Below are 15,295 nucleotides of genomic sequence, written 5' to 3'. Positions count from 1 at the left end.
CAGCGTAAAAGGGACCGCATGTCCATTGGTATCGGCATTGATACCGATGGACATGCGGTCTTTTCCGTCTGAATATTTCTTTCGCCGTTTCCGAGGTTTCGTCGTCCATCAAACGGATTCCACCCATTCCAGACAACAGCGTTCCATGCCTGTTCATAATCCGCATAATGGGGGAGGGGCTGGTAGTACGATACGAGACGTTGTGACTATTACGCGCATACGTCGCATGTTAAGAGAAGCGGTTGGTTGTTGTGGTAAGACGTCGTTTTGTCGGTCTGAACGGTCTCAAAGGCATTGCCTTGATCGCAATAGTGTTGTATCACTGCGACCAGGGCGCATTGCGGGGCGGATTCCTAGGTGTTGACATATTCTTCACCATTTCCGGTTTCCTGATTTTCTCGTCGTTGCTGAACCATATTGATTCCGGTAAGGGAATAGGTTTCAAGGAATACTGCCTCAAGCGTCTGCGCAGAATATATCCGGCGTTGATTCTGATGGTTCCCGTCACCGTATCGTTGGCATGGTTTATCAACCAAGACATGTTGGTGGGCATTAAAAACCAGATAGTGACGGCCATGTTGGGCTGTTACAACTGGTATGCCATCGGCAGCGGCGACAGCTATTTCTCGCAGATGAATCCAGACATGTTCCGTCATCTGTGGTTCATGTCAGTGCTGATGCAGTTCTATCTGCTGGCTCCTCTGCTGATCTACCTGCTTCGGAAAATTCTGGTACGTTGGGTGCCGGTGGCGGTACTTGCTGGACTTGCCTTGTGCAGTGCGCTTTCCATGGGATTGCAGTATCACCCGGGAACAGATCCAACCAGAGTGTATTTCGGTTCGGATACGCATGCCATGGGACTTTGGCTAGGTGCCATGCTGGCATGGCTGCTGATGATCATACGGCGTAGCAACGGTCGTTCGGAAGAAACTGCGATCATGGAATGCGTTCGTCTGGTCTGGAGAAAGATTGGCCCTACGGCGGCTTTTGTGGCATTGCTGATTCTGTTATGGATGATGCATCACGTTGAGCAGGGGCCTGTTGCCTTCCGTGGAGGGATTTTCGCGGCTTCGCTGCTTTCAGTGGTTCTGGTCGCCGGTTCCATTCCTTTCGGATCTTGGATGCAGGATCTGCTGGTGTTCAAACCATTTGATGTGGTCGGCCGGCATTCATACGGCATTTATCTGTGGCATTGGCCTTTGTGGTTGTTCACCAAGGCGATGTTTCCACAGTGGGGTGCGCGGCATTTGGGATGGATGCTGCTAATCACATTCGCTCTTACCGCATGTTGTACCGCCATGTCGTGGAAGTTGGTGGAACAGCCTGTTGCGCGAGGCGGATTCATCGCCATGATTCGTCCTCTTCCGGAAAACGGCATGTGGGATGCTGCCAGATGCTGGATAACGATCGTAGTGGTGCTGAGCACATGCATGATGTCTGGGTACGCTGTGACTCATGCCCCGCAGCAGACCAGTGTGGAACGCGTATTGTCTGAAAACGCCCGAATACTGAAAGAACAGCAGAAACAGCAAGTGCGGCAGGAGAGCCATGCCGATATCAGCAGAAACGAGGCACCCAAGCCCAGAAAGCCAATTCATACCATGCCTGATGGCGGGCAGATGGTCGCGTTCGGTGATTCGGTGATGTTGGCTTCCAGCCAAGGTCTACAGTCGGTGTTTCCCGGAATCACCGTCGATGCGGAGACCTCACGTTCGATGGTCAAGGCTTTGGGCTTGGTGAATCAGGCCAAAACCCAGCGGGGTGGATTGCGCCAGTGGGTGCTGGTCGGTCTTGCCACAAACTCCACGGTGACCGATGAACAGCTGAATGATTTGCTGAACAGTGTGGGACCGAATCATGTGCTGGTGCTGGTTAACGCGCATGCACCGGTATCGTGGGTTCCGGGAACGAACGACGCGTTGCAAAGGTTTGCGGACGCTCATGCCGACAATGTGGTGCTGGTAGATTGGGATACGGTGATTTCCGCACATCCTGACGAACTTGCAGGTGACGGTATTCATCCGGGAATGACGAATACCCTATATGCACAGGCCGTCAAAGACGCTATTGCCAATTGGATCAAGCGGGGGCACTGAAAGAAAAAACAGTCCTTTCCGCAAGACATCGATTATGAAAAATCCCCCTGACTCGTTTGAGCAGGGGGATTTCATGTCACTTTAAGACTGAATAGTCTCAGTTTTCCTGATGCTGCGGAGCCGACAGGAAATGCTCTTCACTCGGCAGCAACGCATTCAACAGCACAGCCACAACGAACGACACAGCGATGCAGTTGGATGCGAAGATGGACTGGAACAGCGACGGGAAGTTGACGAAAATGTCACCGACCTGCGTGAAACCGATGCCGATGGTGAGGCTCAACGCTGCAATGGTGATGTTGCGCTGCGTGTAGCCGGCCTCGGAAATCATCTGGAAGCCAGACAGGATGATGTTACCGAACATCATGATGGTGCAACCGCCAAGCACGGCCTGCGGCAGGGAATTGAACACTTCCGCCACGGCAGGAACGAAGCTTGCGATCACCAGAATCAGACCACCGGAAAGAATCACCTTACGGTTGACGACCTTGGTCATGGCGACCAAGCCGATATTCTGTGCGAACGACGTCAACGGAAGGCAGCCGAACAGACCGGAGACGGAGGAGATGAGACCGTCGCCTGCGATGGCGCCCGCAGTCTCCTTATCGGTAGGCTGACGGTCGAGACCAACCTTGGTGAGCGCCGCGGTATCGCCGAGCACCTCTACGGAAGACACGACGTACAGCAAGGCGAAGGAGATAATCGCACCCGGATCGAATTCAAGCTGGAAAGGCATGAAATGCGGCACGGACACGACCTGCAGATTCGAGAATCCAGAGAAATCAACCTTGCCCATGAAAATCGCGACAATATAGCCGACAACCAAGCCGAACAGCACGGAAAGCTGCTTGGCGGTACCCTTCATCAGCAGCTGGAAAGCCAGGCAGGCGACCAGCGAAATCAGACCGAGCGTGAGATTCTGCCAGCTTCCGAAATCCTTAGCACCGGAACCGCCGCCGAAACTGGTGGCACCAACGGAAAGCAGTGAAAAGCCAATCGACGTAACCACGATCGCGGATACGATCGGCGGCACGAAGCGACGCCAATACTTGGCGGTCAAACCAAGCACTACCTCCAACAGACCGCCAAGCACGACCGCGCCGGCAACCGCGCCATAGCCTTGATTCTGGGAGATCGACATGGCGGCGGCCACATATGTGAAGGAAATGCCCGTGACCATTGGCAGTCGGGAGCCGATCAGCCACACGCCGTACAGCTGCAGGCAGGTGCCCAGACCTGCCACCAGCAGACCGGCCTGAATGATCGTGGCAGACTGTTCGGCACTCATGTTGGCGGCGGAAGCCACTAGGAAAATCGGAGCCAGATTGGCCACGAACATCGCCATGACATGCTGCAGACCGAACGGGATGCCCTTCCAGAACGAAACAGGTGCGTCCAAGCTGCTTAGCGCTTCAAAGGAAACGCCCTTCTTTTCGTTCGTATTGTCTTTCTTCTCTTCGCTCACAATGAATCCTCTCTTATTCATACTGTGATGAGCAACAGGTTGTAATGGTTTCTGATGCGCGTCCGTGAGATGCGACAATCAGGAGCGGAACTCGATGGTACCGGTTTCCGGATCCATCGACTCCACGATTGCCAGGGAATCAACGTCGTAGCCCGCTGCACGCAGCTCATCGCCGCCGCCCTGGAAACCCTTTTCCACCGCGATGCCGATGCCTTCGACCGTTGCTCCGGCATCATGGCACAGATCGATCAGGCCCTTCAGAGCCTTGCCGTTGGCCAGGAAGTCATCAAGCAGCAGCACATGGTCGCCTTCGTTGAGATACCTCTTGGACACGATGACGGGGAATTCTTTCTGCTTGGTGAAGGAGTAGACGGTGGTGGTGTACTGGTCGCCATCGAGATTGATGGACTGCGCCTTCTTGGCGAACACCACAGGTGCATTGCCGAAATGACGCGCGGCAACACAGGCAATACCAATGCCGGAAGCTTCAATGGTCAGGATCTTATTGATGGTCTTACCGGCAAAATGCTCCGCCCAAGCGGCACCCATGTGGTCGAACAATTCGACATCGCACTGATGGTTAAGGAAAGCGTCCACTTTCAGCACATTACCCGGCTTGACGGTACCCTGCAGGCGAATGCGCTCTTCGAGCTCCTTCATGAATCCCCTTAGATTGTTGGCCGCATAAGGCGGCGTTGATGTTGACATACGGCGAACCGCATATAAACGTTCAGCATACGCGCGTCAATTGACCATGCGAGTGTTGCGCTGACCTGCATGTGTGATAGACATGAACTTCGCAATAATCGACTTCGAATCTTCATGGAAAGAGGAACCGTTGGAGCAGAATATGGAGCCAGGCCTGTGCGATCCGCAAAATCTGATCAAGGACCTCAATCCGCAACAGATGGAAGCGGTGAAGTACTACGGCCAGGCCCTGCTCATCGGCGCCGGCGCCGGATCCGGCAAGACCCGCGTACTCACCAGACGCATCGCATGGCTGCTGGCACACGGTTTTTGGGCGAGCAGCATTCTCGCCATCACCTTCACCAACAAGGCCGCGGCGGAAATGCGTGAACGCCTTACAGCCCTCGTAGGGCCCGAAGCCGAACATATGTGGATCTCCACCTTCCATTCCGCATGCGTGCGCATCCTCCGACGCGACGGCAAGGAAATCGGTCTTACCTCAGGATTCTCCATTTACGACACGGCTGATTGCGAACGTTTGATCAAGCTCATCAGCGGCGATCTGAACATCGATACGAAGCGGTATACGCCGCGCATGCTGCTCGGCAAAATCTCCGACTGCAAGAACTCATTGACTTCATGGCAGGATCAGTTGAAAAGCGTGAACTGCGACTACAAGCCAGGCCAGCGCGGATATCAGGTCTCGGCCGGCGACGTCGACGAGCTGGTCGCCGTGGTATATGCGGAATACCAGCATCGTCTGGCCATGGCGAATGCCGTGGATTTTGACGATCTGATCATGCGCACCGTCGAATTGTTCCAGAGTTGCCCACAGGTAAGCGAATACTATCGGCATAAGTTCCGTTATATTTTCGTGGACGAGTATCAGGACACCAACCATGCGCAATATGTGCTCGTACGCGAGCTTTCCGGCATTGACTCGGGAGAAGAGCCCGATCAACATATGCGTGGCGCGGGCCGTGTCGGACCATCTTGGATTACGGTGGTAGGCGATTCCGACCAGTCGATTTACGCGTTCCGAGGTGCGGACATTCGCAATATTCAGGATTTCGAGCAAGATTTCCCTAACGCGAAAACCATCATGCTCGAACAGAATTATCGTTCGACGCAGACCATTCTCGACGCCGCCAATGCGGTGATTGCAAGAAATGAAAATCGCAAGCCGAAAAAACTGTGGACGGCACTTGGCGAAGGCGACAAGATCGTCGGATACGCGGCCGACAACGCACAACAGGAAGCAGGATGGATCGCCAACGAAATCGCGCAAATCCACGAAGAGGAAGGTGTTGCATACCGCGACATCGCCATCATGTACCGTGCCAACGCGCAATCACGTTCGCTTGAAGAGGCCATGATCAACGCCAATCTTCCATATCAGCTGGTCGGTGGCACCAAATTCTACGAGCGTAGGGAAATCAAGGATGCGCTCGCATATCTGCAGGCCATTGTGAATCCCGCGGACAATGTGAACGTCCGCCGTATTCTCAACGTGCCGAAGCGTGGATTGGGCGTTCGTGCCGAAGGCCTCATTGCCTCGTATGCGGATGCTCACGACACTACGTTCTTTGGTGCGATTGAGCATATGGAGCAGATTGAAGGTATGTCCGCGCGTACGTCGAAGCCGTTGGGTGTGTTCCGCGACATGATGCATGGGCTTGCGGATTTCGCGAAGGAACATGATACGAAACCATCCGAAGTGGTTGCCGAAGTGCTTTCCAAGAGTGGGATTTTGGAGGAGTTGCAGCGTTCCGAGGACCCGCAGGACGCTTCCCGCGTCGACAATCTTTCCCAGCTGCAGTCGGTGGCTGCGGAATTCGAGCAGAACACGCCTGATGCCACGTTGGCGGGATTCTTGGAAACCACGGCTTTGGTGGCCGATTCCGACCAGTTGCCGGGGGAGAACGAGGACTCCGGCAAAGTGACGATGATGACCCTGCATACGGCTAAGGGTCTGGAATATCCGTACGTGTTCCTGACCGGCATGGAGCAGGGAACATTCCCGCACCAGCGGGCCATGGAGGACACCAGCGAGCTTGCAGAGGAGCGTCGCCTTGCCTATGTGGGCATCACCCGCGCGAAGCGTCGCCTGTATGTGACGCGTGCGGCCGTGCGCGCGCAATGGGGGCAAGCCAACGATATGATGCCCAGCCAGTTCCTTGACGAGATTCCCGACGAGCTGATCGATTGGAAAAGACGTGAGGCCGGAGTCGAACGCATGCGTGCCAGCTGGCGGAATGATGACGACGAGTTCGGCGGCTGGGACGATGACGACGATTTCGGATCAGTGACGTTCGGTGGTTCCTCATATGGAAAGACGAGTTACGGTGGTTCCCCATATGGTTCCAGCACGTATGGATCGCGGTCCTCGTACGGGTCGTCCTCGTACGGGTCGTCCTCGTACGGGTCGTCCTCGTACGGGTCGTCTTCGTATGGGTCGGGGCGTGCGCAATACGGTGGCTCGTCCACGCGCGGCGCATCATCCTCACACGGCTCCAGCTCGCGGCGTTCGTATGCAGGATCGGGATCGAGCTCCTCATACGGTTCTTCATACAGCTCATACGGCTCCGGCAAGTCCAGCGGAAAATCCGGCAAGGTCACTACTAGGCGTGTCAAGCCGAAAACCAAACCCGTGGACCTGACTAAATCCTCACAGGCAAGCCAAACCGACAATCGGAGCGGCCTGAGCATCTCGGACGTGCATGTCGGAGACAGGATCACGCATGACCATTTCGGCATGGGCACGGTCATCGAAACACAGGACAAAGGCGCTAATTCGGTCATTACCGTTGATTTCGGCAACGGTGAGGTCAAACGTCTGCTGCTGCGTATTGCACCCATCGAAATGCTGTGATGAAGCCGGAAAGCGGACGAAGCCTTTCCTCATAGCACGAAGTTGAAGAAAAAACAAGGCTTTCTTTTTCAAAAGGACCCTGCGATAATCGGCGATGTTGTCTTTTTTGAGAGGAAGATCATGAATAAGAAACTGTATGCCGGTATTTCGCAGATTCTGCTTGGTGCTTTGGTGGCCGTCGCGCCACAGACCTTCGCCCACGTGTGCGCGGTCAAAGAAATGCCGATGGCATGCCATTACACGGCTCAGGCTGCGCTCGGCATCGGCATTGTGATTGCGGTGCTTGGCGTCGCAGGGCTGTTCGTTTCCGATCAGACCCGTGCCGGCCTTGACATTGCCAATGCCGTGCTTGGCGTGCTGACCATCACTGTGCCGACCGTGCTTATCGGCGTGTGCAAGGGTGCCATGATGCACTGCCATATGGTCACCTTGCCGACGCTGATAGTGCTTGGCGTGCTGTTGGCCGTGCTCGCGGCAATCGCTGCGTATCTTGATCTCAAGCCGGCAAAGCGCGCCTGATCCTACGATGCCGAATCACATCACCCTCGCCGGTTTGCCGCTGGTCAACCTCAAGCGCAAACCGTTCCGCACGGCAGCGCTTGCCATCGTCGTCACCATGCTTACCGTGGCCTTTTATGGAGGTTCGCTGCTGTCCATGAACCTCGAAGCTGGTTTGAACAGCATGCAGGAACGTATGGGCGCCGATCTTATGGTCACGCCGCAAAATACCAAAAACGAGGCCGAGGCGTTGCTGACCAATGGATCAGCAAGCACGTTCTACTTCACCAAAGACATCACCGATGAAGTGGCGAAAGCCGACGGCATCGACGAAATCACGGAACAAACCTATATCTCATCGCTGGCCGCCGCATGCTGCGACGAAAAAGTGCAGATCATCGGATTCAATCCCGATACCGACTTCGTGATCACCCCTTGGATCGCATCGCAGTTCGACGGCACGCTCCAGCGCGGTCAGATCGTTGCCGGATCCAGCATCAGCGTGTCGGGCAATAACACGGTCAAACTGTACGGGCACGAATTCCCAGTGGCGGCGCAACTTGCCAACACGGGTACGTCACTCGACAATTCCGTATTCGTGAACATGCAGACCGTTCCCGACGTGGTCGGCTATTCCGCCAAGGTGGGTCATGCCGCCATTCCGGAAGAATACGCCGACAAAGCCGTTTCCGCAGTGCTCATCAAGGTCAAAGACGGTTATTCCGCTCAGCAGGTCGCTTCGAGCATTACCAAAACGACCGGAATCAAAAGCCTCGGATACGTGTATCCGGGCGGTATTACGGCTACCACGAAATCCAATCTGAACGTGATTATTCGCTACGTGACCCTTTTCGTCGCGGTGTTCTGGATCATGGGTCTGATTGTGCTGCTTGCGGTGTTCTCGTCCGCCATGAACGAACGTAAGCGTGAATTCGCCGCGTATCGCATTCTTGGCGCCAATCGTTCCACTTTGGTCGGCATCATTGTGAAGGAATCGGCCATGATTGGAGCTTTGGGCGGAGTCGTTGGCATTGCGGTCGCATCGCTTGCGATTTTCCCGTTCAGCACGCTTATCGGACAGCAGTTGCAGTTGCCGTATCTGCAAACCAACATATGGAATGTGTTGGCATTGATCGCAGTGAGTTTCGTGTTCGCAGTGCTTACCGGACTACTCGCCTCCGCGGCGACGGCGGTGAAACTCTCCGCTCCCGAAACCTATCTGACTTTGAGAGAAGGTGAATGATGACGGAAAACACGGTTCTCGAAGTAAAAGAGCTCACTCGCGAGTTCACACGTCGCGGCAAACCGTTCGCGGCTGTGGATCATGTCGATTTCACCTTAAGTCAAGGCGAATTCGTAGCGATCGTCGGACGTTCCGGCAATGGTAAAAGCACATTGCTGAATCTTATAACCGGCCTGCTCAAACCCACGTCCGGATCCATCGATTTGGACGGTAACGACGTGACGCGGCTGAATGACAGGCAAATGTCGATCGTGCGCAATCGCACCATCGGTTTCGTCACGCAAAGCCAGACGCTGCTGCAGAATCTTACGGCACTTGACAATGTGATTCTTCCTTCCGTACTGCAGAACGGCAAAACAGAGCAGTGCGATACCCGGATGCTTGCAGATCCTCACTATTTACAAGTGACGGAAGAGAACGCTTCTGATTCGTCTTCCGAACAGACGGTCGATGACGGACTCCCGGATGTCATTGCGGCAGTTCCGGCGGCAAAAGCGCAAAACAATCTCGTTCAGGATCATGCCGTGGAACGTGCGCACGCGTTGTTGCGCCGGCTACAGGTCGATGACTTGGCGGAATGCTATCCGAAAGAACTTTCCGGTGGCGAAATGAGACGTGTCAGCATAGCACGAGCTTTGATGAACGGTCCGAAACTATTGATTGCCGATGAGCCCACCGGCGATTTGGACGCCGAAAGCACCGCCATCGTTATGAGGCTACTGCAGAAAGTTGCCAAAGACGGTACGGCCGTACTCATGGTCACCCATGATCCGGACGCACTCGCATACGTGGATCGAACTTACCGCATGGACAGGGGCGTACTGGTCGAAGCATAGCGTCGCAATGGCGGCGTGACATGCCGAAGAGGGCGGAACGGCAAGCTCGTCCCGCCCTCATGTGTATTATTAACGATTGGTGTGCGCCCACAAGGGAACATGCCGTCTGGAGTCTTAGCCCATCAGTGGGTCGGCGGCCGATACGAGCTGTACTACGGCACGTGTTCAAGCCGTTCGTGTTCTGCACGAAGAAGCACTGGAGAGGCTGGCTCAGCGCATATCGGGAAACCGGTTTGCGTTCCGTTCAGACAACGACAGAACAAACAAAGGATTAAACCAATGACGAACGTTCAGCGTTCTCGCCGCCAGGTGCGTCTTTCCCGCGCCCTCGGCATCGCACTGACCCCTAAGGCTCAGCGCATTTTCGAAAAGCGTCCGTATGCTCCGGGTGAGCACGGTCGCACCCGCCGTCGCACTGAGTCCGATTACGCAGTGCGTCTGCGCGAAAAGCAGCGTCTTCGCGCTCAGTATGGCATCTCCGAGAAGCAGCTTCGCGCCGCTTACGAGAAGGGCACCCACACCGCCGGCCAGACCGGTAACGCCATGCTGACCGACCTCGAGACCCGTCTTGACGCTCTGGTTCTGCGTGCAGGCTTCGCCCGCACCACCGCCCAGGCTCGTCAGTTCGTGGTCCACCGCCACATCCTCGTTGACGGCAACATCGTCGACCGCCCGTCCTACCGCGTCAAGCCTGGCCAGACCATTCAGGTCAAGGCCAAGAGCCAGACCATGGTTCCGTTCCAGACCGCTGCCGAAGGCGTGCACCGCGATGTGCTGCCGGCGGTTCCGGGCTACCTGGACGTCAACCTGCCTTCTCTGAAGGCCACCCTGACTCGCAAGCCTGAAGCCGAGGAGATCCCGGTGCAGGTCAACATCCAGTACGTGGTCGAATTCTACGCCCGCTGATCTGGATCTACATACTGTAAGAACATACAGTATAAGGACATACAGCAAGAGCCTCGCAATCCTGACGATTGCGAGGCTCTTCGCTATCTAGTGAACGTAACTGTCAACACCTAGTCGCCGATGATGCCGCCTACAATGCCACTGACAATCGTCATGACAAGAGAGCCGAGTACAGACCATACGAATCCGTCAATAGTGACGCCCACAGAGAAGAACGACAGCGCCAACCATGATGCGAGCTGCATGAACAGCCAGTTGATCACCAATGCGACCAATCCGAACGAAACGATCGACAACGGCAATGCGATGATATGGATGATCGGCTTGATGGAAGCGTTGATCAGCGCCATGAACAAAGCGAACGCAGCAATGCCAAGCACAGGAGGCTCTCCGATGGCATGCATGCCGGGGAGAACCGCGACCATAATGCCTGCCGCGACGGTAAGAATTAGCCAACGAGAAATAAAACGACCCATAACAACATCGTATAGCACGAATTTGCTCAAACCGTGAGGGTAACATGGAGCCTATGTTGCTTCATCTTCATCTCGTCCGACATGGGCAGACGTTTTTCAACCGATATAACAGGCTGCAGGGTTGGTCGAATTCTCCATTGACGAAATCCGGCATCGCCGACGCAGACAAAGCCGCAAACAAATTGAAGGATTTCGATTTTGCCGCGGCATATTGCTCCGACACCACGCGTGCGCAGATGACTGCCCAGCGTATTCTCGATGTGAACGAAGCGTCCGGCCACGTTCGCCCTCAATTGATGAGCGACATGCATTTCCGTGAACAGTTCTACGGCTATTTCGAAGGGCAGGATATGGGCGTGGCGTGGACCGCCGCTGGAGGCCCTCACGGTGCGAAGAACTACAATGACATCGTTGAAAAGTACGGCCTTGGTGCGACGCGTGACTTCCTCAAAGAGGCTGATCCGTTCCACGACGCCGAATCCGATGCCGAGTATTGGGCGAGGGTCGAAGACGGTTTTGCTTTGATCGCCTCCAATCCCATGCTGAAGGACGGCGATGATGTGCTGCAGATCTCCCACGGCAATACGCTGCTGAGCCTTATGCACCGTTTTGCTCCGGAAGGATACGATTTGAGTGAACGTCCGGCCAATGGATCGGTGACCGTTCTTGACTTCGACACGACGAAACCCATCGAAGAAGCGGTAAGCGTCGTTTCATACAACCAGTGAACATAACTTGCCTTAGGTCGGGGCTTTTTACTACTGTTATGCGGGTATTGTGTTCGCGGGCAACCGTGGGACTGAAAAGAGGTTCAAGATGGGTGTTGGAGAAATAGCCGGTCTGATTGCGGCAATCGCTTTTGCGATTCTTGCCGGTTTCATGATCTACCCGTTGATTCGTCTCGGTAAGCTGTTCGACCAGATCGCCAAGACCGTCAAAGATACGGGGGATCATGCGATTCCTGCGCTTGACGAAAGTGTGACCACCGTCCAACAAGTCAACAAATCGTTGGAAGACGTCAACAAAATCTCCGCCGCGGCTTCCACGACGGCCAATAATGTCGGTGCGCTGACCGATCTGTATGGATCGTTCCTCGGCAAGCCGGTCATCAAGATCGCTTCTGCGGTATATGCCCTGAAAACCACTGCGCAGTCCTTCGTGAACAAGAAGAACATCAACAGTGCAGCAAGCAACAAGGGGGAGTGATGTTCAAGCGTCTCTTCTGGATTTCCATCGGTGTGGGCATTGGTGCTGTGGCCGTGACCAAGGCGCAGGCATATGTTAAGGCCAACACTCCTGACGCGGCCAGGCAGTTCCTGTTTGGGCCAGACCAAGATCATGTGGCCGTACGTACCCTTGAAGCCTTGTTCAATGAGTTCGACGAAGCACGCCGAGCCCGCGAAGCTGAACTTAACACCAAATATGCGAGCAAGATCAGCTGATTCTTCAGCGTGATACAAGTTCAGACAACAATCACGAATTCTTTGGAAGGCATTAGGCCTTCCAGCAAAAAAGGAGCTCAATCTCAAATGCGCACTTCTGAAATCGCGAAGCGCTATCTTGATTATTTCGAAAAGCACGGTCATCTTATCGTGCCTTCGGCGTCGCTGATCTCTCCGAACCCGACCACCCTGTTCACCATTGCAGGCATGGTCCCGTTCATTCCTTACCTCATGGGCGAGCAGACTCCGCCGAAGAGCCGCATGGCTTCCAATCAGAAGTGCGTGCGTACTTTGGATATCGACGAGGTCGGCAAAACCACCCGCCACGGTACCTTCTTCCAGATGCTGGGCAATTTCTCCTTTGGCGATTACTTCAAGGAAGAAGCCATCCACTATGCGTATGAGTTGCTGACCACCCCGCAAGACAAGGGCGGCTACGGTTTCGATCCGGAGAAACTGTGGATGACCACCTTCACCGACGATGAGGAAGCCCGCTCGATGTGGAAGAACGAGGGTGTTGACCCCGAACACATCCAGATCATGGGCATGGAAGACAACTTCTGGACGACCGGTGGCCCTGGCCCCGGCGGCCCGTGCTCCGAAATCTACGTGGACCGTGGGCCGGAATACGGTGTGGAAGGCGGCCCGATCGCCGACGAGAACCGCTACATTGAAATTTGGGATCTCGTGTTCGAAAACTACGAGGTCGATAATGTCAAATCCAAAACCGACCTGCATATCGTGGGCGAACTTGAGAACAAGAATATCGATACCGGCGCTGGTCTGGAACGTCTTGCCTATCTGATGCAGGGCAAGCAGAACATTTATGAGACCGACGAGGTCTTCCCGGTCATTGAAGCAGCCCAGAAGCTGTCTGGCCGTACGTATGGCGATGACGAAGCCATGGACGTGCGCTTCCGCATCGTGGCCGACCACGTGCGCTCCGCCTTGATGATCATGTCTGACGGCGTGCGCCCATCCAACAACGGTCGTGGCTATGTGCTGCGCCGACTGCTGCGCCGTACCGTCAAGGCCATGCGCGAACTCGGTGTGACCGGTCCGGTCATGCCGACCCTGTTGCCGACTTCCAAGGCGGCTATGGAGCCGAGCTATCCGGAACTTAATAACACTTTCCACGATGTGTCCGAGGCGGCTTACGGCGAGGAGGATGCTTTCCGCCGCACGTTGGAATCCGGTACCGAAATCTTTGATCTCGCTGTGGCAAAGGCCAAGGAATCCGGATCCGACGCCGTTTCCGGCGAAGATGCGTTCAAGCTGCACGACACCTATGGCTTCCCGATCGAGATCACCCTCGAAATGGCCGCAGATCAGGGCGTCAAGGTCGATGAGGCCAAGTTCCGCGAGCTTATGGCCGAGCAGAAGAGCCGCGCACGTGCCGATGCTCTTAAGAAGCGCCACAACGTGGATCTTTCCGTCTACGACGATTTCAAGAAGACGCTGGTTCAGCCCATCGACTTCCTCGGTTACACCGACATGTCCGCGCGCGCCAAGGTGCTGGGCATCATGCAGGAAGGCAAGGGCTCCGTTCCCGCAGTCACCGGTCCGGCCAATGTCGAAGTCATTCTCGACCGTACCCCGTTCTACGCGCAGGCCGGTGGCCAGCTCGCCGATCAGGGTGAGATTCTCTCCGATGATGGCGCTGTGCTCGAGGTCGACGACGTGCAGAAGCCGATCAAGGATCTCATCGTGCACCAGTGCCGTCTGACCGAAGGCACGCTGGTTGTCGGTGCCGAGGTCAACGCCAACATCGATCTTGATCGCCGTGGTGCCATCGCCCGCTCGCATACCGCCACCCACATGGTGCACAAGGCGCTGCGTGAAGAGCTTGGCCCTCAGGCCACCCAGCGCGGTTCCGAAGATGCGCCGAACCGTCTGCGCTTCGACTTCCAGTGGTCCAGCGCTCCGAGCAAGGATGCGATGAACTCCGTGGAAGCTCGTGTCAACGAGAAGCTGCGCGAAAACCTCGCCGTCACCACTCAGGAAATGAAGTTCGATGATGCCATCGCCCTGGGTGCCATGCACCTGTTCGGAGAGAAGTATGGCGACGTCGTGCGTGTGGTTTCCATTGGCGAAGATGGCTGGAGCCGTGAGCTCTGCGGCGGTACCCACGTTGATCATGTAGGTAAGATCGGCGCGGTCAACATCATGTCCGAAGCTTCCATCGGTTCCGGAGTGCGCCGTGTCGATGCGGTCGTAGGCGAAAGCGCTTACGAGTTCAACGCTCGCGAGCATGCGTTGGTGTCACAGCTTTCCGACATGGTTAACGCCCGTCCGGATGAGCTGGCAGACCGCGTGAACGCGTTGCTTGCCAAGCTTAAGGAATCCGATCGTCGTCTTGCAGCTATGTATGAATCCCAGCTTTCGGCTTCCGTTCCGGCTCTGGTTGCTGAGGCCAAGGCTTCTCAGACTCCGGTCAAGGTGGCCGCGAAGAACGTCGAGCATTTCGGTTCCTTCGATGCGCTGCGCAAGACCGTGCTTGACGTCCGTGGCCAGCTCGGTGAGGAAACCCCGGTCGTGGTGGCCCTCGCCGGCGTGAATGAGGAAGGCAAGCCTATGGTTGCCGTGGCCACCAATGAGGCCGCACGCAAGCAGGGTATCAAGGCGGGAGATCTCGTTCGAGGCGCATCCAAGATTCTCGGCGGCGGTGGCGGCGGCAAGCCGGACTTCGCTCAGGGTGGCGGCGCGGACGCCACCAAGATTGACGAGGCTCTCGAAGCTTTGGCCCACCAGGCCATGAAGGGCTGAGCCACCAA

General features: G+C 55.7%; 13 protein-coding genes. 10 read left to right on the top strand and 3 right to left on the bottom strand.

Annotated features, from left to right (window positions below):
* Window positions 1-242 precede the first annotated feature (242 nt).
* Window positions 243-2,096 (top strand): acyltransferase family protein, encoded by a 1,854-nt coding sequence (locus WMO36_RS04950; RefSeq protein WP_099570665.1) that lies wholly within the window; start codon window positions 243-245, stop codon window positions 2,094-2,096.
* Between the two features lie 97 nt (window positions 2,097-2,193).
* On the opposite strand, the gene WMO36_RS04945 is transcribed toward WMO36_RS04950, so the two are convergent.
* The gene (locus tag WMO36_RS04945) at window positions 2,194-3,582 is read right to left on the bottom strand and encodes a nucleobase:cation symporter-2 family protein (protein WP_236824509.1); all 1,389 of its coding nucleotides are present in this window, start codon (window positions 3,580-3,582) and stop codon (window positions 2,194-2,196) included.
* A gap of 57 nt (window positions 3,583-3,639) precedes the next feature.
* The gene (locus tag WMO36_RS04940) at window positions 3,640-4,221 is read right to left on the bottom strand and encodes a xanthine phosphoribosyltransferase (protein WP_099570664.1); all 582 of its coding nucleotides are present in this window, start codon (window positions 4,219-4,221) and stop codon (window positions 3,640-3,642) included.
* A 190-nt stretch (window positions 4,222-4,411) separates the two neighbouring features.
* Between WMO36_RS04940 and WMO36_RS04935 the strand changes: the two genes are divergently transcribed.
* The 5 genes from WMO36_RS04935 to rpsD all read left to right on the top strand — a co-directional run bounded on the left by WMO36_RS04935 (window position 4,412) and on the right by rpsD (window position 10,603).
* Complete coding sequence (locus WMO36_RS04935; protein WP_307976329.1) at window positions 4,412-7,120, top strand: ATP-dependent helicase; 2,709 nt, start codon at window positions 4,412-4,414, stop codon at window positions 7,118-7,120.
* Between the two features lie 120 nt (window positions 7,121-7,240).
* Window positions 7,241-7,639, top strand: coding sequence for a DUF4418 family protein (locus tag WMO36_RS04930; RefSeq protein ID WP_099570662.1), 399 nt, complete (start codon window positions 7,241-7,243; stop codon window positions 7,637-7,639).
* 7 nt (window positions 7,640-7,646) lie between these two features.
* Complete coding sequence (locus WMO36_RS04925) at window positions 7,647-8,861, top strand: ABC transporter permease (protein ID WP_294446367.1); 1,215 nt, start codon at window positions 7,647-7,649, stop codon at window positions 8,859-8,861.
* Complete coding sequence (locus WMO36_RS04920) at window positions 8,858-9,697, top strand: ABC transporter ATP-binding protein (protein ID WP_374110546.1); 840 nt, start codon at window positions 8,858-8,860, stop codon at window positions 9,695-9,697. Before WMO36_RS04925 ends, WMO36_RS04920 begins: the two co-directional genes overlap by 4 nt.
* Before the next feature lie 279 nt (window positions 9,698-9,976).
* On the top strand, window positions 9,977-10,603 hold the full coding sequence (rpsD, locus tag WMO36_RS04915) for a 30S ribosomal protein S4 (protein WP_099570659.1): 627 nt from the start codon (window positions 9,977-9,979) through the stop codon (window positions 10,601-10,603).
* Between the two features lie 110 nt (window positions 10,604-10,713).
* Here rpsD and WMO36_RS04910 read toward each other — a convergent pair whose 3' ends face one another.
* On the bottom strand, window positions 10,714-11,079 hold the full coding sequence (locus WMO36_RS04910) for a phage holin family protein (RefSeq protein WP_144171283.1): 366 nt from the start codon (window positions 11,077-11,079) through the stop codon (window positions 10,714-10,716).
* A 53-nt stretch (window positions 11,080-11,132) separates the two neighbouring features.
* On the opposite strand from WMO36_RS04910, the gene WMO36_RS04905 reads away from it, so the two are divergent.
* The 4 genes from WMO36_RS04905 (at window position 11,133) to alaS (ending at window position 15,287) form a co-directional block, all read left to right on the top strand.
* Window positions 11,133-11,807: a histidine phosphatase family protein gene (locus tag WMO36_RS04905; protein WP_099570658.1), complete on the top strand. Its 675-nt coding sequence runs from the start codon at window positions 11,133-11,135 to the stop codon at window positions 11,805-11,807.
* 88 nt (window positions 11,808-11,895) lie between these two features.
* Window positions 11,896-12,285: a DUF948 domain-containing protein gene (locus WMO36_RS04900; protein ID WP_294448038.1), complete on the top strand. Its 390-nt coding sequence runs from the start codon at window positions 11,896-11,898 to the stop codon at window positions 12,283-12,285.
* Window positions 12,285-12,521: a hypothetical protein gene (locus WMO36_RS04895; protein WP_099570656.1), complete on the top strand. Its 237-nt coding sequence runs from the start codon at window positions 12,285-12,287 to the stop codon at window positions 12,519-12,521. Before WMO36_RS04900 ends, WMO36_RS04895 begins: the two co-directional genes overlap by 1 nt.
* Window positions 12,522-12,608: 87 nt before the next feature.
* Complete coding sequence (gene alaS / locus WMO36_RS04890) at window positions 12,609-15,287, top strand: alanine--tRNA ligase (RefSeq protein WP_144171281.1); 2,679 nt, start codon at window positions 12,609-12,611, stop codon at window positions 15,285-15,287.
* The last annotated feature ends 8 nt before the right edge of the window (window positions 15,288-15,295 follow it).

Origin of the sequence: Bifidobacterium hominis (assembly GCF_040095915.1) — a bacterium.
Classification (GTDB): Bacteria; Actinomycetota; Actinomycetes; order Actinomycetales; family Bifidobacteriaceae; genus Bifidobacterium; species Bifidobacterium hominis.
Note: the sequence above shows the minus strand (reverse complement) of the source record. Positions and strands in the feature narration are given on the sequence as shown.